Raw genomic sequence first — 19,320 nt, forward strand, 5'->3', positions numbered from 1 at the left:
ACATTTCGCCCACGGCGGTGTTCATCAGATAGGGCATGCCCTGGCCGCCATAGTCCGGGTCGCAGTCAAGCGCGGTCCAGCCGCCTTCCTTCATCTTGGCAAAGGCCGTTTCGAACCCCTCCGGCGTGCGCACCGCGCCGTTTTCCAGCGTGCAGCCCTGCTGATCGCCGACACGGTTCAGCGGCGCCAGCACCTCGCCCGCCAGCTTGCCGGCCTCTTCCAGAACGGCGGCGGTGAAGGCGCGGTCCAGCTCGTCATAGCCGGGGATGTCGGCCTGATCGGCCTTGAGCACGTCGTGAATGACGAAATGCATGTCCTGCGTCGGGGCGGTATAGCTCGGCATCGCTTGGCGTTCCTTATTCGGCGGCTTTGGATTGCTGGAGTGAGGCGATCATCTTTTCGCCCCAGCGCAACTGTTCCTGCAAATCGGCAATCGCGTCGTTCAACTCGTCGCGTTGCTGGATCATGTCGTCCAGGCGTTCCTTGCCGATGTCGTATGTGCGGCTGAACTGCGTGATCTGCTGATCGTCCATGTCGTAAAGGTTGAGCAACTGGCGGATGTCTTCCAGGCTGAAGCCGAAGCGCTTGCCGCGCAGGATCAGCTTGAGCCGGGCGCGGTCGCGCTTGGTGAACAGGCGCCGCTGGCCGTCGCGCTGCGGAAACAAAAGCTCCTTGGCCTCATAGAACCGCAGCGTCCGGGGGGTGACCCCGAAGGCATCGCACATTTCGCGGATTGTGAGTGTTTCTTCCATCTGGCTCAACCTCCCAACTGATGACCTGCGCCGAAGATGGCGCGGCGCGCAGTGCCGATCAAGGGCGCTTTACGTTGACGTAATGCAGACGTTGCGTCAGCTTTGCGACGGGCCGGTTTTCGGCGCGGGCGGAGGGGCTGCCATGCGCTGGCCGTCGCGGCGTGCTGCGCGGTGGCGGTCGTCGGCGGTGGCGGTCGGCGAGGTAATGCCAGAATGCGCTCCGGGGACGATCGGCCCGCGTCAGGACAGGCGCCGGGGCGGGGGCCGGCAAAAAGATGCGGCGCGCCGCAAGGCGCGCGGGGTCATCCGGCCTCGTTGATCGAGCGGTCGCGCAGCTCGCGCAGCTCTTCGATGGTTTCGTCAAGCTCCCGGCGCTGGTCTTCCAGCACCTTCAGCTGGGCCTCGGCCTTGGTCAGCCAGTCGGCCATCTGCGTCTGCGTGCCGGCCTCATCGTAGAGCTGCAACCAGCGGCGGATGTCCTCCAGCGAAAAGCCGAAGCGGCGGCCGCGCAGGATCAGCGTCATCCGCGCGATTTCCCTGGGGCCATAGAACCGCGAGCGACCTTCCTTGTGGGGCGTCAGCAGTTCGATATACTCATAATACCGCAGGGTCCGCGGCGTGACGTCGAACCGGGCGCACATTTCCTTGAAATTCAGACGGGTCTCGGACATCCTTCCGGCGCTCCTTTCGCTTCGGATACCGGCCGCGGCAGCCGTGGTGGTTGTATCGAGGGCCGCTGTTCGGTTCACGCGTAAAAATTGCTTGCAGCACTTCCTTACGAAAGCGGATAAACGAAAGAAATTCAAGGACCACAGTATGCCCGAACCCGATGAGACCACGCGCATCGCCCGACAGTTCATCGAAGCGATTCCCTACGCGCGCGAGCTGAAGATGAAGCTCGACAGCATTGGCCACGGGCGCGCGACGATCCACATGCCCTATGACGAGCGGCTGATCGGGGACCCCTCGACGGGCGTGATCCACGGCGGCGCGGTGTCGGCGTTGATGGACACCTGCGGCGGGGCGGCGGTGATGACGCATCCCTCCGCGCCGCTGGGCACGGCCACGCTCGATCTGCGTATCGACTACATGCGCGCGGCCAGCCCCGGCCAGCGCATCACCGCGCGGGCGGAATGCTATCACGTCACCCGCAACGTGGCCTTCGTGCGCGCGACCGCCACGGATGAGGACAGCGCCCGCCCGGTCGCCACCGCCAGCGGCACCTTCACCATCGACGGTCATCGCAAGGAGGCGTCATGAGCCGCCCCCGGCCGGAGCCCGTGCAGGTCGTCAAGCAGCGCCGCGACGGGGCGCTGCACGCCCTGATCGCCAGCGTGCCCTTCGCCGCCTTCCTCGACATCCGCATCGACCGGCGCGGCGATGAGCTGACGTTCATCCTGCCGTTTTCCGACCGGCTGATCGGCAACCCGATGCTGCCGGCCATCCACGGCGGGGTCACCGCCGCCTTTCTGGAAGTCACCGCCATCGTGGAGCTTGCCTGGTCGCGCACCTGGCAGGATCTGGAAGGCGGTCAATCCGCGCCGCGGGCGGATGCCGCCCCTGCCTCGGTCCTGGGGGCGGGCGCTGATGGCGATGTCGCGCCCAGGCTGCCGAAGACGATAGATTTTACCGTGGATTACCTGCGTTCCGGCCTGCCGCGCGATGCTTATGCACGCGCGCGAGTCAATCGGTTCGGGCGGCGCTACGCCTCCGTTCATGTCGAGGCGTGGCAAGACAATCGCCAGCGCCTGTTCGCCCAGGCCACCGGGCATTTCATGATGGGCGACCGGCGCGGCGCATCCGATCAGGCGCCTGCCCCCGATGCGGCGCCCGATGCCCCATCCGATGCCCCGAACGGCGCCCCCCGGGGACCCGCCGCCACACGCCATGGCTGACACCGCGCCGGCGCCGCTGAGCCACCGGCGCGTTCTGAGCATCGCGCTGCCGATCGTGCTGTCCAATGCCACGGTTCCGATCCTGGGGTTGGTGGACACGGGCGTCGTGGGGCAGCTGGGCATGCCCGCGCCGATCGGCGCGGTGGGCATCGGCGCCGTGATCCTGACGGCAATCTATTGGATTTTCGGTTTTTTGCGCATGGGCACCGTCGGGCTGACCAGTCAGGCCATCGGCGCGGGCGACGGGCGAGAGGTCTCGGCGCTGCTGTCGCGCGCGTTGCTGATCGCCGCGCTGGGCGGGCTGGCGCTGATCGCGTTGCAGGGGCCTCTGTTTCTGGGCGGCTTTGCCTTGTCGCCCGCGTCGCCCGAGGTGGAGGCGCTGGCGCGCCAGTACATGGCCCTGCGCATCTGGTCGGCGCCCGCAGCCATCGCGATGTACGGCATCACCGGCTGGCTGATCGCGCAGGAACGCACGCGGGCGGTGCTGGTCATCCAGGTGGTCATGAACGGGATCAACATCGGGCTGGATCTGCTGTTCGTGCTGCACCTGGATCTGGGCGTGCAGGGGGTGGCCGCGGCGACGCTGATCGCCGAATGGGGCGGGCTGGCGCTGGGGCTGTGGTTTTGCCGGGACGCCTTCGCGCGGCGCGCCTGGCGCGATGCGGCGCGCATCTTCGACGCGGTGCGGCTGCGCCGGATGGCGGCGGTCAGCTCCGATATCCTGATCCGCTCGGTCCTGCTGGAAGCGGTGATCGTGTCGTTCCTGTTCTTCGGCGCGGACTTCGGGGATGTGACGCTGGCAGCCAATCAGATCCTGCTGCAATTCCTGCATGTGACCTCCTTCGGGCTGGACGGCTTCGCCTTTGCCGCCGAGACGCTGGTGGGCCAGGCGCTGGGCGCGCGCGACCGGGCCGCGTTGCGGCGCAGCGCGCAGCTGGCCAGCCTTTGGGGCGCGGTGGTCAGCGTGCTGCTGGCGCTGAGTTTTGTCCTGTTCGGCGGGCTGATCGTCGATCTGATGACCACCGCGCCCGAGGTGCGTCAGGCCGCGCGGGGATATCTCTACTGGATGGCGTTGGCGCCGCTGGTCGGGCTGGCGCCCTATATGCTGGACGGCATCTTCATCGGCGCCACGCAGACACGCGACATGCGCGACATGATGGTGCTGTCGGCGGCGGTCTACGGCGCGCTGATCTGGCCGCTCACGGCAACGCTGGGCAACCACGGGCTATGGGCGGGGTTGCTGATCTTTTTCGCCGCGCGCGGCATCACGCTGGGCCTGCGCTATCCGGCGTTGGAGGCCCGGACCGAAGGGCGCTGAGCCGCGCCCGCCGAAGCCCGAGCGCCCCCGCCCGGCGCTACAGCCACTTGTGCCGCCCGGCCCCCACGGCCTGCGCCACATTGGCGAACCCGTCGCGTTCCAGCAGCCTGTCCAGCCCCGTCGCGATTTCCGACGCCAGGCTGAGCCCGCCGTAGATCAGCGCGGTATAGAGCTGCACCGCCGAGGCCCCCGCCAGGATCTTGGCATAGGCGTCCTGCGCGCTGCTTATTCCGCCCACGCCGATCAGCGGCACGCGCCCGTCCACCGCCAGCGAAAGCCGCGCCAGCACGCGGGTGGAGCGGTTGAACAGGGGCGCGCCCGACAGGCCGCCCGCCTCGGCGGCATGGCGGCCCTTGGCATCGTCGCGCGCCAGCGTGGTGTTGGTCGCGACGATCGCGTCGATGCCCGCCGCGATCGCGCTGTCGGCGATCTGCTCGATCTCGGTCGGAGTCAGGTCAGGCGCGATCTTGAGCAGCAGCGGCAGCCGCCGCCCCAGTGCATCACGCGCGGCGACGACGTCGCGCACCAGCTGCGACAGCGCCTCGGGGCCTTGCAGATCGCGCAGTTTCTCGGTGTTGGGCGACGAGACGTTGATCGTGGCGAAATCGATATGCCGCCCGCAGGTTTCCAGCACGCGCACATAGTCGCGCGCGCGGTCCGTGCTGGTCTTGTTGGCCCCCAGGTTCAGCCCGATCACCCCGTTCGAGGGGCGGCCGGCAAGCCTGCGCGCGATCCGCTCGGCGCCGTCGTTGTTGAACCCGAAACGGTTGATCGCGGCGCGCGACTCGCTCAGGCGGAACAGGCGGGGCCGGGGGTTTCCGGGCTGCGGCAGCGGCGTTGCCGCGCCCACCTCGACAAAGCCGAAGCCGCTGCGCACCAGCGGCCCCAGCACCTGCGCGTTCTTGTCGAATCCGGCCGCCAGCCCGACCGGGTTGCGCAGCGACAGCCCGGCCACGCGCGTGGCCAGCCGGGTGGAGGTGACCGGCGCGACCGACGGCATCATCCCCGCCCGCAACGCGTTGATCGACGCCGTGTGGGCGCGCTCCGGGTCGATGCGGTGCAGCATCGCCAGCGCCAGCTTTTCGCGCAGCCGCATCACAGCCCTTCGGGAAAATCGTGGCCCGTCTCGCCCAGCGGCAGCGGGCGCGCCCATGCGATCTCGGCCAGGGCCAGCTTGCGGTAGAGATGCGGAAACAGCGCCCCCCCGCGCGAGGGTTCCCATTTCAGCGCATCGGCCAGACGGTCGCTGTCCAGCGCGCAGAGCACCAGATCGGGCACCCCCGCGAAATGCTTCTCGGCGGTGGCGCGCAGCTGCTCGGCGGTGGAAAAATGGATGTAGCCATCCGCCAGATCGACGGGGGCCCCCAGCGTTTCGCCCTGGTCCTGCAACTGCTGCCATTCCGGGGCGCGGAAAATCTTGTAAATCAGCATGGCGTTCACATGACCCCCCGCGCCACGCCGGTCAAGATGCAACGGGCGGTGCGACGGCGGCGGGCGGGTCCGGCGGCTGTTCCCCGCCATTTGAGGCTTTGACAGGTCGGCCGTTCCCGGCCAACCTGACCCCACAGATTGCCAACGAGGGTTTTGCAATGTTTCTTCGGATGATGAGCACGGCGGCGGGCATCGCCTTGATGGCGGGTGCGGCCCAGGCTGAATTCAACCTGACCATCCTGCACACCAACGATTTCCACGCGCGGTTCGAACCGATCTCGAAATATGATTCGGGTTGTTCGGCCGAGGATAACGACGCGGGCAAATGCTTCGGCGGGTCGGCGCGGCTGGTCACGGCGGTGGAGGCGGCGAAAAAGCGCAACCCCAACCACATCCTGGTCGATGGCGGCGACCAGTTTCAGGGCACGCTGTTCTACACCTATTACAAGGGCAAGGCCGCGGCCGAGATGATGAACAAGATGGGCTATGACGCGATGACCGTGGGCAACCACGAATTCGACGATGGCCCCGAGGTTCTGCGCGGCTTCATGGATGCGCTGGACTTCCCGGTGCTGATGTCGAACGCCGATATCTCGGGCGAAAAGATGCTTGCGGGCAAGCTCATGCCGTCGACGGTGATCGAGGTCGCCGGCGAAAAGATCGGCCTGATCGGGCTGACCCCGCAGGACACCGCCGAACTGGCCAGCCCCGGGCCCAATGTCAAATTCTCCGACCCGGTGGCGGCGGTGCAAAAGCAGGTCGACCGGCTGCAGGGCGAGGGGGTCGACAAGATCGTCGTGCTGTCGCATTCCGGGTTCGAGGCCGACAAGCGCATCGCCAAGGGCACCAAGGGCGTCGACGTGATCGTGGGCGGGCATTCCAACACCTTGCTGTCGAACACCCAGGACAAGGCCGCAGGCCCCTATCCGGTGATGGAAGGCGACACGGCCATCGTCTCGGCCTATGCCTATGGCAAGTTCCTGGGCGAGCTGAACGTCACCTTCGACGACGCGGGCAAGATCGTCAGCGCCAAGGGCGAGCCCATCCTCATGGACGGCAAGGTCGCCGAGGACACGACCACCAAGGACCGTATCGCCGAGCTGGCCAAGCCGCTGGACGAGATCCGCAAGAAGGTCGTCGCCCGCACGGCGGAGCCGGTGGAGGGCAACCGCGATGTCTGCCGCGTCGAAGAGTGCAGCATGGGCAATCTTGTGGCCGACGCGATGCTGGCCCGCGTCGCCGATCAGGGCGTGACCATCGCGATCGCCAATTCGGGCGGGCTGCGCGCTTCGCTGGATGCCGGCGAGGTCACCATGGGCGAGGTGCTGACCGTGCTGCCGTTCCAGAACACGCTGTCCACCTTCGAGATTACGGGGCAGGGCGTGCTGGACGCGCTGGAGAACGGTGTCAGCCAAGTCGAGGAGGTCGCGGGCCGTTTCCCGCAGGTCGCCGGGCTGAAATTCACCTGGGATCCCGCGAAACCGGCGAATGAGGGCCGCATTTCCGACGTGATGGTCAAGCAGGACGGCAAGTTCATGCCGCTGGACCCGGCCAGGACCTACAAGGTCGTCACCAACAACTATGTGCGCAACGGCGGCGACGGCTACAAGATCTTCGCCACCCAGGGCCAGAATGCGTATGATTACGGCCCGGATCTGGCGGATGTGACGGCTGAATACCTGGCCGGGCAGGGCGATTACAAACCCTACACCGACGGGCGCATCACCCGCAAATAGCGCGCGCCGATCGGCGGCGCCGACGCTCGGTCGGGCGGATCATCGCCCGATCGTCCTGCCCGAATCCCCCGCCTGCCGCCCGTGGACATGGTTGCGGGCATGGTCGCGGTCGGGGGGGGGGTATTCACCCATATCGCCGGGGCTATCGCTGTTCGCAGCGTTCCAGGTTGGTCTGGAAAATGCTGCCCTGCACGGTCATGCGGGTGCCCGACAGTTGCAGGCGGTATTCCCGGCTGGATGCGCCGGGTCCGGCACAGACGGCATCGATGCGCGCGGACTGGCCGTCGGCCTCCACCGCCGAGAGATCGCACAGATCGGTGTTTTCGCGCATCTGCGTGGCCCCGAAGGCCCAGGTGCTTTCGGGCTGGGTGCAGTAACCGCCCGCTTCGCGCCAGAGACCCTGAATCCGCGTCAGGTAGAGATCGGGCCATGCGCCCGCCGGGTCCGGCGGGGGCGTTGCGGACGCCGTGGCCTCAGGGGCCGCCTCTCCCGGCAGGGCGGTGGACGCCGAGGCGACGGCATCCGCGGGCATCCGCGTCGGCGCCATTTCCAGCCGCATCGGCATCGTGCCGCCCCCCGCGGCGGCCATCCCGCCGCCTGTCGCCGGATCGGCCTGCGGCGTCGGGCCCACGATGAGGACGCGTCCGGGGCGCAGGCCGACCTTCGGGTCGATGTCCGGGTTTCCGGCCAGCAGCTGGCCCGGATCGACATTGCAGCGCCGCGAGATGGTGTCGAGCGTATCGCCTGGCTCGATCGCTTCGAAAACCCCGCAGGCGGACCCGGCGGCGGCGGGGGTGCTCAGACCGCCCGCGACGACACCCGCGAGCAATGCGGCCAGACATGGCGCCAGATGTGGAACCAGTCGCGCCATGCGCGGGGACGGCGGGTCGGTCGGAAGGGGGCTGCGCATCAAAACCTCTCGGGCAGGGCCGTCATCGACCGAATGCGTCGATGCGCGACCATAGCGCCCTGCCGGACGGGTGCAAATCCCTCCGCGCCCACGGGCCCGCCCGCCGAGGCACGAGGACGGGGAGGCGAGGACGGGTGGGCGCGAGGAGGGAGAGGCGCGAGGGCGGGAGGCACCAAATAGCGGGTTCGCCTTTTGGCGCGGGATGCTATGTCGAGGTCAGGCAAGGGTGACCTGGCGAGCGCCGTCGGGCCGGTCCGGTCGAATCGGCGCGGGCCAGACAACGGCGGACAATGGAATGCGGGCGCGCCGATGCGTCCGCCCCGCCCGCAGGGGAGGCGGCATGGCGGCAAGATCAATTGGCGAAACGCAGGGTTTCATCGCGAAATCACGCAAGGCCACGGCCGGAACGATCTCGGGTACGATCTCGCGTGCGCCCTCGCGTGCGACCGCGCAGGCGGGGGCCTCGGGTGCGGCGGCGGCAATCGCGGGGGCGGGGGCAATCGCCGCGGCGTGGCTGCTGACCGCTGCACCGGCGGGCGCGCAGAGCTTCGATCTGACGCTTGGCGGACGGGTCTTGGGGCAGGTGAGCTATGCGCGCGACGGGGCGGGCGAAAAAATCTCGACCTTGCTCGACAACACGCCGTTGGGGGTGGGCGACGGGCAGTACGCGGGCAGCTCGACGCCTGCGGGCGCGGGCTCGATCCGTTATCTGGGCGTCAGCACGGCACCGCGCAAATCGCGCCGGATCGAAGTGATCTTCGCCAACGCCCGTCCCGCCACCGTCACCATCACCCCCAAGGGCGAGATGACCGATCTGTCGGACCCCGCCGCCGTGGCCGCCGCAGTCCCTGCCGCCGATCCTGCCGGACAGATCGTGGACCCGGTCGCGGCCTTCGGACGGTTCGTCAATGCCGCCGACTGCCCGGGGGCGTTCCGGCTCTATGACGGGCGGCGTCTGGTGCAGATCGCGCCGCTGTCGCGCAAGCTGACCGATACGGCGCTGGAATGCGGCTTTTCCTACAAGGTGGTCGCGGGGCCCGGCCATCTGTCGCCGTTCTATTTCTCCAACATCACGCTGTCGCTGCGCTATGCCCGCACGAAGGGCGCGGCGGGCGGCGGGCTGGCGTTGCAGACGATGGAAATCGACACCGCGATCCTGGGAGTGCGCCTGCAACGCCGGGGCGGCTGAGCGCGGCGCACCGGCCCGGCGCCCGGTTGCCGAAATGCGCGGCGCGCCCTTGCCACCCGCAGGAGGCCGCGATATGACGGGCTGCGCCTTGCGGGCGTTGTGTAATGGTAAGACCTCAGCCTTCCAAGCTGATGATACGGGTTCGATTCCCGTCGCCCGCTCCAACATCCTGCGCAAGCGGGGCCGACGCCCCGATGATTTCCCGCAGATCCCTGACCTCGACCCTGTGTTGCACCGCCGGGCGGCGGCGCGGCGAGCCGGTTTTTTTCCCATGATCGGCCTGCGGCGAAGCGCTTGCTTGTCCTGCGCGGGGGCGCGTCATAAACGGGGGTGCATCGAAAGGACGGGCTCAGATGGCTAGAACTCCGAAAGGCGGCGACGACGACCGCGCGAAATCGAAGAATTTCGGAACATTGCGGGCCCTTGTGCCGTTCATCATGCCCTACCGCCTGCTGGCCGCCGCGGCGCTGCTGGCGCTGGCGCTGACGGCGGCGCTGTCGCTGATCCTGCCGATCGCGGTGCGCCGCGTCGTCGACGGTTTCGAGACGGAGGCCGTCAGCCTGCTCGACAGTTACTTCGGCGCGGCGCTGGCGATCGCGGGCCTGCTGGCGGTGGGCACGGGGCTGCGGTACTATCTGGTCACGCGGCTGGGCGAACGGGTGGTGACCGACATCCGCAAGGCGCTCTTCGACCGGATGATCGGGATGAGCCCCGCTTTTTTCGAGCGCATCATGACCGGAGAGGTCCTGAGCCGCCTGACCACCGACACGACGCTGATCCTGTCGGTCATCGGTTCCTCGGTGTCGATCGCGCTGCGCAACGTGCTGATCCTCTTCGGAGGGCTGGCGCTGATGCTGTTCACATCGGCCAAGCTGACGGGTCTGGTTCTGCTGCTGGTGCCCGCGGTCATCGTGCCGATCATCCTGCTGGGGCGGCGCCTGCGCGTGCTGAGTCGCGAGAATCAGGAATGGATCGCCGAATCCTCGGGCACGGCCTCCGAGGCGCTGCTGAGCGTGCAGGCCGTGCAGGCCTACACCTATGAGGCCGCGACCCGCGCCAGCTTTTCCGAGGTGACGGAACGCTCCTTCGTTTCCGCGCGCAAACGCATCACCACGCGCGCGGTCATGACGGTGATCGTGATCTTTCTGGTGTTCACCGGCATCGTCGGTGTGCTGTGGATCGGGGCGCGCGACGTGCGCGCCGATCTGATGAGCGTGGGCGAGCTGGTGCAGTTCGTGATCTATTCGGTGCTTGTCGCCGGCGCGGTCGGCGCCCTGTCGGAGATCTGGGGCGAGTTGCAGCGCGCCGCGGGCGCCACCGAACGGCTGAGCGAGCTGCTGGCGACGGTGGATTCGGTCGCCGATCCGCAAGACCCCGTGGCGCTGCCGCAACCGCAGACGGGCGCCATCGCGTTCGAGAACGTCACCTTCCACTATCCCGCACGCCCCGATGTCGCGGCGCTGAACGGAATCACGCTGGATATCCCGGCGGGTCAGACGGTGGCGCTGGTCGGCCCGTCGGGCGCGGGCAAGTCGACGATCCTGCAATTGTTGCTGCGCTTCTACGATCCGGCCAGCGGATCCATCCGCCTGGATGGCGTCGACCTGCGCGATATGGCGCGCAGCGATTTCCGTCGGGGCATCGCCCTGGTGCCGCAGGATCCGGTGATCTTCGCCACCACCGCCCGCGAGAACATCCGTTTCGGCCGCCCCGAGGCCAGCGATGCGGAGGTCGAGCAGGCCGCCCGCGCCGCCGCCGCGCATGATTTCCTGACCGCGCTGCCCGAAGGCTACGAAAGCTACGTGGGCGAGCGCGGCGTCATGCTGTCGGGCGGGCAGAAACAGCGCATCGCCATTGCCCGCGCGATCCTGCGCGACGCGCCGATCCTGCTGCTCGATGAGGCGACCTCGGCGCTGGATGCGGAAAGCGAACGCGCGGTGCAGCAGGCCTTCGAGGCGATGAGCGCGGACCGCACCACGCTGATCGTGGCGCACCGTCTGGCCACCGTCAAAAAGGCCGACCGGATCCTGGTCTTCGAAGAGGGCCGCATCGTGGCCGAGGGCACGCATGAGACGCTGATGGCGCAGGACGGGCTTTATGCGCGGCTGGCGCGGCTGCAATTCACCGAAGGCGTGGCGGTGCCGGGCTAGCGTCCTGCGCTAGGCCTCGGCGCGCAGCGTCGATCCCGCGCCCAGCAAACCCGCCAGGGCCTGGCGTTGCCGGGTGACATCAGCCAGGGAATAGCGGTCGAGCGCCGCGAAAAAGGCCTCCTGCGCCTCGGCCAGCGGATCGCGCAGGCCGCAGGCGGGCAGGATCAGGCAGGATCTGTCGGTGCCGAAACATTCCACCACCGGATCGTCGCGTTTCATGGCGCGCACGACCGCCCCCACGCGGATCGCTTCGGCCGGACGCGCCAGCGTCAGCCCGCCGTTGCGACCGCGTTCCGATTTGACGAACCCGTCGCGGGCCAGCTGGGTGGCGACCTTGGACAGGTGGTTGTCCGACAGCCCGTAAAGGCCCGCTATTTCCGACGTGGCCACCCGTTCGGGCGCGCGGATCGCCAGGGTCATCAGCACCCTCAGGGCGTAATCGGTGAATTTGTCCAACTGCATGGCGTATATTTAGCATTTACAATGCCGGTTTAACAGCGCAATATATTACGCATTGTCAATACCAGTTAAGGACCCCCCCCCATGACCCTCTCCGAAGCATTCCTGTGGCCCGGTACCAAAGCCTGCGAACGGCTGGGCGTGGACCCCGAAACCGATGTCGTGCTGATCCGCTGGATGGTCAACACGCTGGTCTATCTGGTGGTCAGCCTCATCGTCGTGTGGATCGTCGTCGCATGAACATGCCGCCGCGGGTCGCGGTCCCCGGGGCGCAGATCGACAGGGGGGTGGGGCGGTTCCACAATTGCGGCCTGTGCGCCGCTTTCGTCAGGTCACGCTTGCGCGAAATGGACTAATTTTCCATGCTTGCCTCAATTGCGGCGCCCGGTCCGTGCCGCATCTATGGGGGGAATGCGTGAATGGCGTTTGCATCGCTGAAGGATCTAAAGGACATCGAAGCCGAGGAGGACTGGGCAAGCCGCGATCTGCCGCGGACCATGTATCAGTTCATCAGCCGCACGGCGGAAAAGCACCCCGGCCGCGACGCGATCAGCTTTCAGCTTCTTTCCGATCCCAAGGCCAAGGCGGAAACCCTGTCGTGGTCGCAGTTCCGCGACCGTTCGGTGCAGGCGGCGAACCTGTTCCGCAGCCTCGATGTGGGCGAGGACGACGTGGTGGCCTATATGCTGCCCATCTGCAACGAAGCCGCGATCTGCCTGATCGGCGGCGCGATCGCGGGCATCGCCAACCCGATCAACCCGTTGCTGGAACCCGAACAGATCGCCGCCATTCTGCGTGAGACGGGCGCCAAGGTGCTGGTGACGCTGCGCGCCTTTCCCAAATCCGACGTGGCACAGAAGGCTGCCCGCGCGGTGGAACTGGCACCCAACGTCACGACGGTGCTGGAGGTCGACCTGTTGCGCTACCTGACGCCGCCCAAGTCCTGGATCGTGCCGCTGGTGCGCCCCAAGAACCCGGTGGGGCACAAGGCGCGGGTGCTGGATTTCACCCGCGAATGCGCGCGCCAGAACGCCAAGCTCGATTTCGCCGACAGCCCGGGCGACCGGGTCGCCGCCTATTTCCACACCGGCGGCACCACGGGGATGCCCAAGGTCGCGCAGCACACCTATGACGGGATGGTCTACAACGGCTGGCTGGGCCATCGGCTGCTGTTTTCCGAGCAGGACACCATCATCTGCCCGCTGCCGCTGTTCCATGTCTTTGCCTGCCACGTCATCCTGATGGCCGCCATCGCCAGCGGCGCGCATGTGGTCTTTCCCACGCCGCAGGGCTATCGCGGCGACGGCGTGTTCGACAATTTCTGGAAACTCATCGAACGCTGGCAGGTCAGCTTCGTCATCACGGTTCCCACCGCCATCGCCGCCCTGATGCAGCGCCCGGTGGATGCCGATATCTCCAGCGTGAAGACCGCCTTCTCGGGCTCCGCCCCGTTGCCGATCGAGCTGTTCAGGAAGTTCGAGAAAGCCTCCGGCGTCACCATCGTGGAAGGCTACGGTCTGACCGAGGCGACCTGTCTGGTGTCCTGCAACCCTCCGGGCGGGGAAAAGCGCATCGGCTCGGTCGGCCTGCCTTTCCCCTACACCGACGTCAGAATTCTGGACTGCGACGGGCAGGGCGCCTCCAAACGCGCTTGCGGCGTGGACGAAGTGGGCGAGATCTGCGTCGCCAGCCCCGGCGTCCTGACGGGGCGCACCTATACCGAGGCCGCCAAGAACGCGGGGCTCTTTGCCGACGGCACGCATCTTCGGACCGGCGATCTGGGCCGCATCGACGCGGACGGCTACCTCTACATCACCGGGCGGGCCAAGGATCTGATCATCCGGGGCGGCCACAACATCGATCCCGCCGTCATCGAGGAGGCGCTGGCCGGGCACGAACAGGTGGCTTTCGTCGGTGCGATCGGACAACCCGACGCCCACGCCGGGGAGCTGCCTTGCGCCTATGTCGAGCTGATCGCCGGGGCCACCGTGACGCAGGCGGAGCTGCTCGACTACGCCTGCGCCCATGTGCAGGAACGCGCGGCGCACCCGAAGTATCTGGAAATCATGGATGAGCTGCCGAAGACGGCGGTGGGCAAGATCTTCAAGCCCGACCTGCGCCGCCTTGCGATCACGCGGATCTACGATGCCGCGCTCGGTGAGGCCCGGCTGAAAGCGCGGGTGGCCGAGGTGATCGAGGACAAGCGCCGGGGCCTCGTCGCGCGGCTGAGCGGGCGCGACGCGGCAGAAGAGGCCCGCGTGGCGGAGGTTCTGGGCAGCTTCACCTGCCCCTGGGAATGGGCCGACCCCGAGGCGAAAGCCGCCTGAGGGCCGCCACGGGTTCGCGCCTTATGCAAAGGCAGCGGCAGCGGCAGCGGTGAAGGCCGGGGACGCAACGGACAGCCGGGAAGGGCGGGCGCCATGGGCCCCGCCCCTGACGCTAAATGTTGAAAGAGCTTTTCGGTGGGCCGCACTACGATCAACTTTCTCAACGGCACTGTTCTCAACCCGCCAACCAGATGTAGAGGAAATGCGTCAAGCGCCCCCGAAGATATCTTCGAGAGCACGGCTCTCCCGCTGATGCGGGGCTGCTCTCCAAGATTCTTTGACATTCTCTGGCATTCTCTGTATATGTTCAGAGAACAGCAGAGAATGTCAAAGAAGGCAGAAGATCATTGGACGAGGTTAGAAATCCGTTCGCTCCTGATGCAGGAACGCCACCGCCGGAACTGGCGGGGCGTGACAACATCATCCACGATGCCGCCGTTTCCATGAAACGGGCACTCCGGGGGCGACCCGCGAGGAACCTCATGTTGATCGGGCTTCGAGGGACAGGGAAGACCGTCCTGCTCAACCGGATCGCCAAAGACGCAAACGACGAGGGATTCCTCACGCTCCACATCGAAGCTCCGGAGAAAGAAGATTTTGCACGTCAATTCGCCATAGCGGCCAAGACCGCTCTGCTGCGCCTGAGCAACGTGGAGAAGGCAAAGAACCTCGCGTTTCGAGGACTAAGAGGGGTTGCGAGCTTCATTTCGACCCTCAAGCTCTCCCATGGTGACGTTTCGGTCTCGGTCGATCCGCTACAAGGACACGCAGATAGCGGCGACCTCGATCAAGACATGACAGAACTGATGGTAATGGTGGGGGAGGCTGCGCAATCGGCCGGGACAGGGTGGGCAATCTTTATAGATGAAGTCCAATACCTGGACCGAAGAGGTCTCTCGGCACTGGTGACGGCCCTGCATCGCACGAACCAGATGCAGCTTCCAATCTGCTTCGTTGGCGCCGGGCTACCACTTGTTCCCAGACTGGCGGGCCAGGCAAAATCCTACGCCGAGCGCATCTTCACATATCACAACATCGACAACCTCTTGCCGAAAGACGCTGCTGAGGCTGTTCAGCGACCAATCGAAGAAGAGGGTGAGGAGATTGAGGATGAGGCAGTAAGCAGGATCATCGACCTCACGGGCGGATATCCTTTCTTTCTGCAAGAGTGGGGCTACCAAATCTGGAATCTTGCCGATGCATCCCCAATCGTCCTTGCGGACGTCGAGCGCGCGACCGCGAATGCTCTTGCGCGCCTGGATGCTGGATTCTATCGCGTCCGAACGGATCGGATGACGCAAAGAGAGCGCCAGATATGTGAAGTTATGGCGGAAATGGGAGAAGGCCCGTATGCGATCTCAGAGGTTGCAAGTAAGTCCGACACCCTGCTCAAGTCGCTCAGCACCGTGAGAGACAACCTGATCAAGAAAGGCATGATCTATAGTTCGAGCACGGGCTACATCGCCTTCACCGTTCCGATGTTCGACAGTCATCTGCGGCGCGTCGGCGGACGGTGAGTGAGGTCAGGTGCCGAAGAGGGCTCCAAAAGGACCGATCCATCAACATTTAGCGTCAGGGGCCGGGCGCCAAGGGCCCCGCCCTTTGCCTTTGCGCCGTCAGCGGCGCCGCTGGATTGCGGCAGGCCCACGGGCACATGCTCGTGCGCGCCCTCCGGCGTGGCCCGACTGCCGTGCGTTGCAAAGCCTGCATCGCTCCGCGGCGAAGGGCTGCAAGCCGTGCATGACGGCCTTGCCGAACTGTGGGTGTTGCCAAAGGTCAGGGTCACTTACCTTTGGCTCAACGCAACGCACAGCCCAAGGAGCAGACCCATGGCCTATGACCACCTGCAAATCGCCCGTATCGAAAAAGAAGCCAACGAAATGCGCGCCCGGTATCTGGCGTCCGGCATCCGCGCGATCAGGGCGCGCATCGCCTCCGTCTTTCGCGGCCCGCGTCAGACCCTCAACACCCGCACCAGCTGATCGGCCCGTGGCTGTTGTGCCCGTGCCGATCGCGTGAGGCCACCGACCCCTAACCGCCGAGGCGGACGTTGGGGCCGGTGGTCACATCACGGGTCGACAGCCCGGCATCCTGCAACGCCAGATTGGCGCCGATCGCGATCAGCGCGATCGCCACGCCCGAAAGCAGCATCGTCTTCATTCTTTCATCCCCTTCGTATCTGTCGCTTCCTTGAGGAACGCGATCAGGTCGCGCCGGTCCTGCGGGTCGGTAATACGCTGCATCGGCATTTTGGAACCCGGAATGTAATGGTCGGGACCCAGATCGAACAGCGCGTCTATCGTGTCTTCGTCCCATACGATCGCCGCCGCCGCAAGATCCGGCGAATAGGCATATCCCGGCACGCTGCCCGCCCGTCGACCGAAAAGCCCGCCCAATGCCGGGCCCGCGCGGCGCCTTGTGTCCTCTCCCAGCGTGTGACAGATCGAACATTTGCGCTGGAACTGACGCTCGCCATTGGACATCTTGTCGGGGTCGCGCAGAAAACTGCGGTTTTCCGAGACCATGGGCCGGGGCACGCTTGCGACGGTGTCGCCCTCGGACGCACCCTCCACCGGCCCCTCCACCGGCCCCTCGGTCGGCCCCGCCACTGGCCACGAGTAGAGCGCGTCATCCAGCCCGCCCGCATGGATGTTGCGCCCGTCCGCCGAAAACGCCAGCGCCCAGACCGGCCCGCGCAGCGCGGCGCGGAAATCGCGGGTGATGGTCCAGCTTTGGGTGTCGATCAGCATGATGTAGCCCTCGCCGTCGCCCACCGCGAGCGTCGCGTAATCCCGGCGCGCCGCAAGCGCCAGGATCGGCCGCCGGTCGAGCGTGAAATCCGCGATCTGCCTGCCGGTCGAGGTTTCGATCACCCGCGTCACCCCGTCCACCGCGCCATAGGCAAGCCAGTTGGCGCGCGGGTTCAGCACCATGACGTTGACGCCGAACCCGTGCTTGATCAGCGTGCGGCGTAGGCGTCCGCCGGGGGTATCCCATTGCCGGATCGTCCCATCGGCGGAGGCCGAATACAAGGTCCGCCCGTCGCCTGAAAAGGCCACGTCGTTCACCGCGCCGTCGTGGCCCCGCAGCAGCCGGGGCGGCGCCGAGGCGGGCGCGTGCAGATCCCACAGCCCGACCGTCCCGTCCCAGCTGGCCGAGGCCAGCCAGCGGCGATCGGGGCTCAGCGCCAGCTGGATGATCTTGCCTCTGTGCCCGGTCATGCGCGCAGCGCGGCCCTGGGTCAGATCCCAGCGGTAAAGGTCGAAATCGTCGCCCCCCGACACGGCCGTATCGGCATCGAGGTAAAGCACCGTGTTGGCGGCGGCGCGATGCGCTTCCAGCCAGCTGGGGCGCCCGTCGCGCCACAGGCCCACGGAATAGTCGAAACTGGCGGTGAGGATGCTGTCGCCTTCGGGCGACACGGCAATGCCCTTGATCGGGCCCCCGTGGCCCTTGAGCGTGAAAAAACCCTCTGCCATGCCAAGCGCCGGCAGAAGGCACAGGACCGCGGCGCCCGCGATCCTGCCGAAGAGTCTATTCGGCCGGCGTGCGGGCCGCATCGGGTTTTCCGGCGGTGGGGGCGTGGGCGTCGCGGCCCGTCACCTCTTCGTACCACAGGTCATGGTGTTCCTTTGCCCATTGGGCATCGACTTCGCCCCGGCCCATCGCATCGAAGGAGCCTTCCATGCCGACGGTGCCCAGATAGATATGCGCCAGGATCACCGCCATGAACACGAAACCGACGGCCGCATGCCACAGCTGCGCGTATTGCATTTCCTCCTGCGGGGCCATCTGATCGGGGAAGGGCGCCATGCCGAACCACCCCGGCACGCCCCAGTCGTTCAGGATGCCGAAGCTGGGCGCGAAGAGCGGCATGTCATAGGGGAAGAGCAGCGACAGACCCGACAGCGAAATCGACACGCCCAGGATGACCACGACCCAGAAGATGATCTTCTGGCCCGCGTTGAATTTCCCCGCGGAGACGTGAGAATCCTTCGAAAAGACCCCGCCACCCTTGAGCAGCCAGATGACATCGTGGCGATTGGGCAGGTTCTGGAACAGCCACAGCACGGTGACCATGATCAGCCCCAGCATGAACGCCCAGGAGACGTTGTCATGCGTCCATTTGGTCCCGGTCGCCAGCGTCGCATAGGCGGGCTTGCCCAGCAGGGAGATCAGGTAAGGCCGCCCGAACATGGTGATCAGCCCGGTGATGGCCAGCAACAGGAACGACCCCGCCAGCAGCCAGTGCGAAAACCGTTCCACCACGGTGAAGCGCGGGATCATCACCCCGGCCCATTCGCCGGAAATCTGCATCCGTCCGCGCAGAAGCAGGAACAGCGCCAGCAGCGCCAGCGTGTCCAGCAGCAGCCAGCCGCCCCATTCGGCCAGCGGGCCGCGGCGCCATTCCAGCCAGCGCATGCCGCCGTCCTGGATCAGCACGCCCGCGCCCGCGTTGCGCGCGGATACCTTGACGTCGGCGGTGCCGAAGCGGATCGCGCGGTAGACCTCGGCGTCGGAGGCCCCGCCCAGCGTGCCCAGCTGCGAGGCGATACCCGCCGCATTGGCGGCCGCGCCGGTGTCGCCGCGCCGGGCGCTGTCGTCCACGGTTTCGCCGCGCTGGCGGCGCAGGATGTCATCCAGCGTCTGGCGCCCGCCGGTGTCGGCGGCCGGACCGCCGATCTCGCCCACATCGGACCCTTGGGTCACCGCCGCCTCGCCCTGCGCCCAAAGCGTGGCGGGGGACACGGCCAGCATCAGCCAGACGGCCAGCGCGAGGAATGTTCGAAGAATCGGCATCAGGTAATTCCCGTCATCAGGGATGAAAAACAGGCGAGGGGCGGGCGCGGGCCCGCCCCTCGGGATGATCGCGCAGCCGCCCGCGAAGGGCAAGGCCGCGCCGCGGGCGGGATCAGCCGCCCTTCTGGCCGTAGGCGGTGCCCCAGCCCCAGGCGCCGGAGCCGAAGCCGCGCGCGACGACGCGTTCGCGGTAGATCGCCGACACGGTGTCGCCGTCACCCGCCAGAAGCGCCTTGGTCGAACACATCTCGGCGCAGATCGGCAGCTTGCCCTCGGCGATCCGGTTGCGGCCGTATTTCTGGAATTCGACCTGGCTCATGTCTTCCTCGGGGCCGCCGTTGCAGAAGGTGCAT

The 19,320-nt window shown here is 66.8% G+C and carries 19 protein-coding genes, 1 tRNA gene and 2 pseudogenes; 11 read left to right on the forward strand and 11 right to left on the reverse strand.

The window, feature by feature from the left end:
* The 3 genes and pseudogenes from ACU0BR_RS11520 to ACU0BR_RS11530 all read right to left on the reverse strand — a co-directional run.
* Window positions 1–343: pseudogene (locus tag ACU0BR_RS11520) on the reverse strand (acyl-CoA dehydrogenase); the annotation flags it as partial.
* A 13-nt stretch (window positions 344–356) separates the two neighbouring features.
* Entirely contained in the window at window positions 357–752 is a 396-nt protein-coding gene (locus tag ACU0BR_RS11525; RefSeq protein ID WP_446156980.1) for a MerR family transcriptional regulator, read from the reverse strand.
* A gap of 302 nt (window positions 753–1,054) precedes the next feature.
* Window positions 1,055–1,423, reverse strand: coding sequence for a MerR family transcriptional regulator (locus ACU0BR_RS11530; protein WP_446156981.1), 369 nt, complete (start codon window positions 1,421–1,423; stop codon window positions 1,055–1,057).
* Between the two features lie 145 nt (window positions 1,424–1,568).
* Here ACU0BR_RS11530 and ACU0BR_RS11535 point away from each other — a divergent pair, with 145 nt between their 5' ends.
* The 3 genes from ACU0BR_RS11535 to ACU0BR_RS11545 are packed head-to-tail and all read left to right on the forward strand — an operon-like array spanning window position 1,569 to window position 3,965.
* Complete coding sequence (locus ACU0BR_RS11535) at window positions 1,569–2,012, forward strand: PaaI family thioesterase (protein WP_446156982.1); 444 nt, start codon at window positions 1,569–1,571, stop codon at window positions 2,010–2,012.
* Window positions 2,009–2,647 (forward strand): PaaI family thioesterase, encoded by a 639-nt coding sequence (locus ACU0BR_RS11540; RefSeq protein WP_446156983.1) that lies wholly within the window; start codon window positions 2,009–2,011, stop codon window positions 2,645–2,647. The genes ACU0BR_RS11535 and ACU0BR_RS11540 overlap by 4 nt, the downstream gene beginning before the upstream one ends.
* The gene (locus ACU0BR_RS11545) at window positions 2,640–3,965 is read left to right on the forward strand and encodes an MATE family efflux transporter (protein ID WP_446156984.1); all 1,326 of its coding nucleotides are present in this window, start codon (window positions 2,640–2,642) and stop codon (window positions 3,963–3,965) included. The genes ACU0BR_RS11540 and ACU0BR_RS11545 overlap by 8 nt, the downstream gene beginning before the upstream one ends.
* 37 nt (window positions 3,966–4,002) lie before the next feature.
* Here the strand turns inward: ACU0BR_RS11545 and ACU0BR_RS11550 are convergent, their stop codons facing one another.
* Both ACU0BR_RS11550 and ACU0BR_RS11555 read right to left on the reverse strand, forming a co-directional pair.
* Window positions 4,003–5,061 carry a quinone-dependent dihydroorotate dehydrogenase gene (locus tag ACU0BR_RS11550; RefSeq protein WP_446156985.1) on the reverse strand — a complete coding sequence of 353 codons (1,059 nt, stop codon included), beginning with the start codon at window positions 5,059–5,061 and terminating at the stop codon, window positions 4,003–4,005.
* A complete protein-coding gene (locus ACU0BR_RS11555) occupies window positions 5,061–5,396 on the reverse strand; it encodes a DUF952 domain-containing protein (RefSeq protein ID WP_446156986.1) in 336 nt (111 codons plus the stop codon). Before ACU0BR_RS11555 ends, ACU0BR_RS11550 begins: the two co-directional genes overlap by 1 nt.
* A gap of 158 nt (window positions 5,397–5,554) precedes the next feature.
* Here ACU0BR_RS11555 and ACU0BR_RS11560 point away from each other — a divergent pair, with 158 nt between their 5' ends.
* Complete coding sequence (locus ACU0BR_RS11560; protein WP_446156987.1) at window positions 5,555–7,132, forward strand: bifunctional metallophosphatase/5'-nucleotidase; 1,578 nt, start codon at window positions 5,555–5,557, stop codon at window positions 7,130–7,132.
* A gap of 142 nt (window positions 7,133–7,274) precedes the next feature.
* Here ACU0BR_RS11560 and ACU0BR_RS11565 read toward each other — a convergent pair whose 3' ends face one another.
* Entirely contained in the window at window positions 7,275–8,042 is a 768-nt protein-coding gene (locus ACU0BR_RS11565) for a LysM peptidoglycan-binding domain-containing protein (RefSeq protein WP_446156988.1), read from the reverse strand.
* Between the two features lie 340 nt (window positions 8,043–8,382).
* Between ACU0BR_RS11565 and ACU0BR_RS11570 the strand changes: the two genes are divergently transcribed.
* The 3 genes from ACU0BR_RS11570 to ACU0BR_RS11580 all read left to right on the forward strand — a co-directional run bounded on the left by ACU0BR_RS11570 (window position 8,383) and on the right by ACU0BR_RS11580 (window position 11,381).
* Entirely contained in the window at window positions 8,383–9,231 is an 849-nt protein-coding gene (locus ACU0BR_RS11570) for a hypothetical protein (protein ID WP_446156989.1), read from the forward strand.
* Window positions 9,232–9,321: 90 nt separating this feature from the next.
* Window positions 9,322–9,395, forward strand: a tRNA-Gly gene (locus ACU0BR_RS11575).
* A gap of 189 nt (window positions 9,396–9,584) precedes the next feature.
* Window positions 9,585–11,381 (forward strand): ABC transporter transmembrane domain-containing protein, encoded by a 1,797-nt coding sequence (locus ACU0BR_RS11580; protein ID WP_446156990.1) that lies wholly within the window; start codon window positions 9,585–9,587, stop codon window positions 11,379–11,381.
* A gap of 9 nt (window positions 11,382–11,390) precedes the next feature.
* On the opposite strand, the gene ACU0BR_RS11585 is transcribed toward ACU0BR_RS11580, so the two are convergent.
* On the reverse strand, window positions 11,391–11,843 hold the full coding sequence (locus ACU0BR_RS11585; RefSeq protein ID WP_446156991.1) for an RrF2 family transcriptional regulator: 453 nt from the start codon (window positions 11,841–11,843) through the stop codon (window positions 11,391–11,393).
* 81 nt (window positions 11,844–11,924) lie between these two features.
* Between ACU0BR_RS11585 and ACU0BR_RS11590 the strand changes: the two genes are divergently transcribed.
* The 4 genes from ACU0BR_RS11590 (at window position 11,925) to ACU0BR_RS11605 (ending at window position 16,149) form a co-directional block, all read left to right on the forward strand.
* Window positions 11,925–12,080, forward strand: coding sequence for a hypothetical protein (locus tag ACU0BR_RS11590; RefSeq protein ID WP_446156992.1), 156 nt, complete (start codon window positions 11,925–11,927; stop codon window positions 12,078–12,080).
* 179 nt (window positions 12,081–12,259) lie between these two features.
* Window positions 12,260–14,167, forward strand: a complete 1,908-nt coding sequence (locus tag ACU0BR_RS11595) for an acyl-CoA synthetase (protein WP_446156993.1) — start codon at window positions 12,260–12,262, stop codon at window positions 14,165–14,167.
* Between the two features lie 347 nt (window positions 14,168–14,514).
* Window positions 14,515–15,684, forward strand: coding sequence for an AAA family ATPase (locus tag ACU0BR_RS11600; RefSeq protein ID WP_446156994.1), 1,170 nt, complete (start codon window positions 14,515–14,517; stop codon window positions 15,682–15,684).
* Between the two features lie 312 nt (window positions 15,685–15,996).
* Window positions 15,997–16,149: an RSP_7527 family protein gene (locus ACU0BR_RS11605; protein ID WP_446156995.1), complete on the forward strand. Its 153-nt coding sequence runs from the start codon at window positions 15,997–15,999 to the stop codon at window positions 16,147–16,149.
* Window positions 16,150–16,198: 49 nt separating this feature from the next.
* Here the strand turns inward: ACU0BR_RS11605 and ACU0BR_RS11610 are convergent, their stop codons facing one another.
* The 4 genes and pseudogenes from ACU0BR_RS11610 to ACU0BR_RS11625 all read right to left on the reverse strand — a co-directional run.
* Window positions 16,199–16,327, reverse strand: a complete 129-nt coding sequence (locus tag ACU0BR_RS11610; protein ID WP_446156996.1) for a hypothetical protein — start codon at window positions 16,325–16,327, stop codon at window positions 16,199–16,201.
* Window positions 16,324–17,646: a c-type cytochrome gene (locus ACU0BR_RS11615; RefSeq protein ID WP_446156997.1), complete on the reverse strand. Its 1,323-nt coding sequence runs from the start codon at window positions 17,644–17,646 to the stop codon at window positions 16,324–16,326. The genes ACU0BR_RS11610 and ACU0BR_RS11615 overlap by 4 nt, the downstream gene beginning before the upstream one ends.
* 55 nt (window positions 17,647–17,701) lie before the next feature.
* Complete coding sequence (locus ACU0BR_RS11620) at window positions 17,702–18,967, reverse strand: formate dehydrogenase subunit gamma (RefSeq protein WP_446156998.1); 1,266 nt, start codon at window positions 18,965–18,967, stop codon at window positions 17,702–17,704.
* A 112-nt stretch (window positions 18,968–19,079) separates the two neighbouring features.
* A pseudogene (locus ACU0BR_RS11625) lies at window positions 19,080–19,320 on the reverse strand (formate dehydrogenase); the annotation flags it as partial.

It is taken from the genome of Brevirhabdus sp., from assembly GCF_052826345.1.

Excerpts from the sequence above, each read along its gene's own strand:
- ACU0BR_RS11540 (WP_446156983.1), top strand. The coding sequence starts at position 2,009 with ATGAGCCGCCCCCGGCCGGAGCCCGTGCAGGTCGTCAAGCAGCGCCGC.
- ACU0BR_RS11530 (WP_446156981.1), bottom strand. The coding sequence starts at position 1,423 with ATGTCCGAGACCCGTCTGAATTTCAAGGAAATGTGCGCCCGGTTCGAC.
- ACU0BR_RS11525 (WP_446156980.1), bottom strand. The coding sequence starts at position 752 with ATGGAAGAAACACTCACAATCCGCGAAATGTGCGATGCCTTCGGGGTC.
- ACU0BR_RS11590 (WP_446156992.1), top strand. The coding sequence starts at position 11,925 with ATGACCCTCTCCGAAGCATTCCTGTGGCCCGGTACCAAAGCCTGCGAA.
- ACU0BR_RS11610 (WP_446156996.1), bottom strand. The coding sequence starts at position 16,327 with ATGAAGACGATGCTGCTTTCGGGCGTGGCGATCGCGCTGATCGCGATC.
- ACU0BR_RS11550 (WP_446156985.1), bottom strand. The coding sequence starts at position 5,061 with ATGCGGCTGCGCGAAAAGCTGGCGCTGGCGATGCTGCACCGCATCGAC.
- ACU0BR_RS11565 (WP_446156988.1), bottom strand. The coding sequence starts at position 8,042 with ATGCGCAGCCCCCTTCCGACCGACCCGCCGTCCCCGCGCATGGCGCGA.
- ACU0BR_RS11545 (WP_446156984.1), top strand. The coding sequence starts at position 2,640 with ATGGCTGACACCGCGCCGGCGCCGCTGAGCCACCGGCGCGTTCTGAGC.
- ACU0BR_RS11555 (WP_446156986.1), bottom strand. The coding sequence starts at position 5,396 with ATGCTGATTTACAAGATTTTCCGCGCCCCGGAATGGCAGCAGTTGCAG.
- ACU0BR_RS11580 (WP_446156990.1), top strand. The coding sequence starts at position 9,585 with ATGGCTAGAACTCCGAAAGGCGGCGACGACGACCGCGCGAAATCGAAG.
- ACU0BR_RS11595 (WP_446156993.1), top strand. The coding sequence starts at position 12,260 with ATGGCGTTTGCATCGCTGAAGGATCTAAAGGACATCGAAGCCGAGGAG.
- ACU0BR_RS11585 (WP_446156991.1), bottom strand. The coding sequence starts at position 11,843 with ATGCAGTTGGACAAATTCACCGATTACGCCCTGAGGGTGCTGATGACC.
- ACU0BR_RS11605 (WP_446156995.1), top strand. The coding sequence starts at position 15,997 with ATGGCCTATGACCACCTGCAAATCGCCCGTATCGAAAAAGAAGCCAAC.
- ACU0BR_RS11535 (WP_446156982.1), top strand. The coding sequence starts at position 1,569 with ATGCCCGAACCCGATGAGACCACGCGCATCGCCCGACAGTTCATCGAA.
- ACU0BR_RS11620 (WP_446156998.1), bottom strand. The coding sequence starts at position 18,967 with ATGCCGATTCTTCGAACATTCCTCGCGCTGGCCGTCTGGCTGATGCTG.
- ACU0BR_RS11560 (WP_446156987.1), top strand. The coding sequence starts at position 5,555 with ATGTTTCTTCGGATGATGAGCACGGCGGCGGGCATCGCCTTGATGGCG.
- ACU0BR_RS11615 (WP_446156997.1), bottom strand. The coding sequence starts at position 17,646 with ATGGCAGAGGGTTTTTTCACGCTCAAGGGCCACGGGGGCCCGATCAAG.
- ACU0BR_RS11570 (WP_446156989.1), top strand. The coding sequence starts at position 8,383 with ATGGCGGCAAGATCAATTGGCGAAACGCAGGGTTTCATCGCGAAATCA.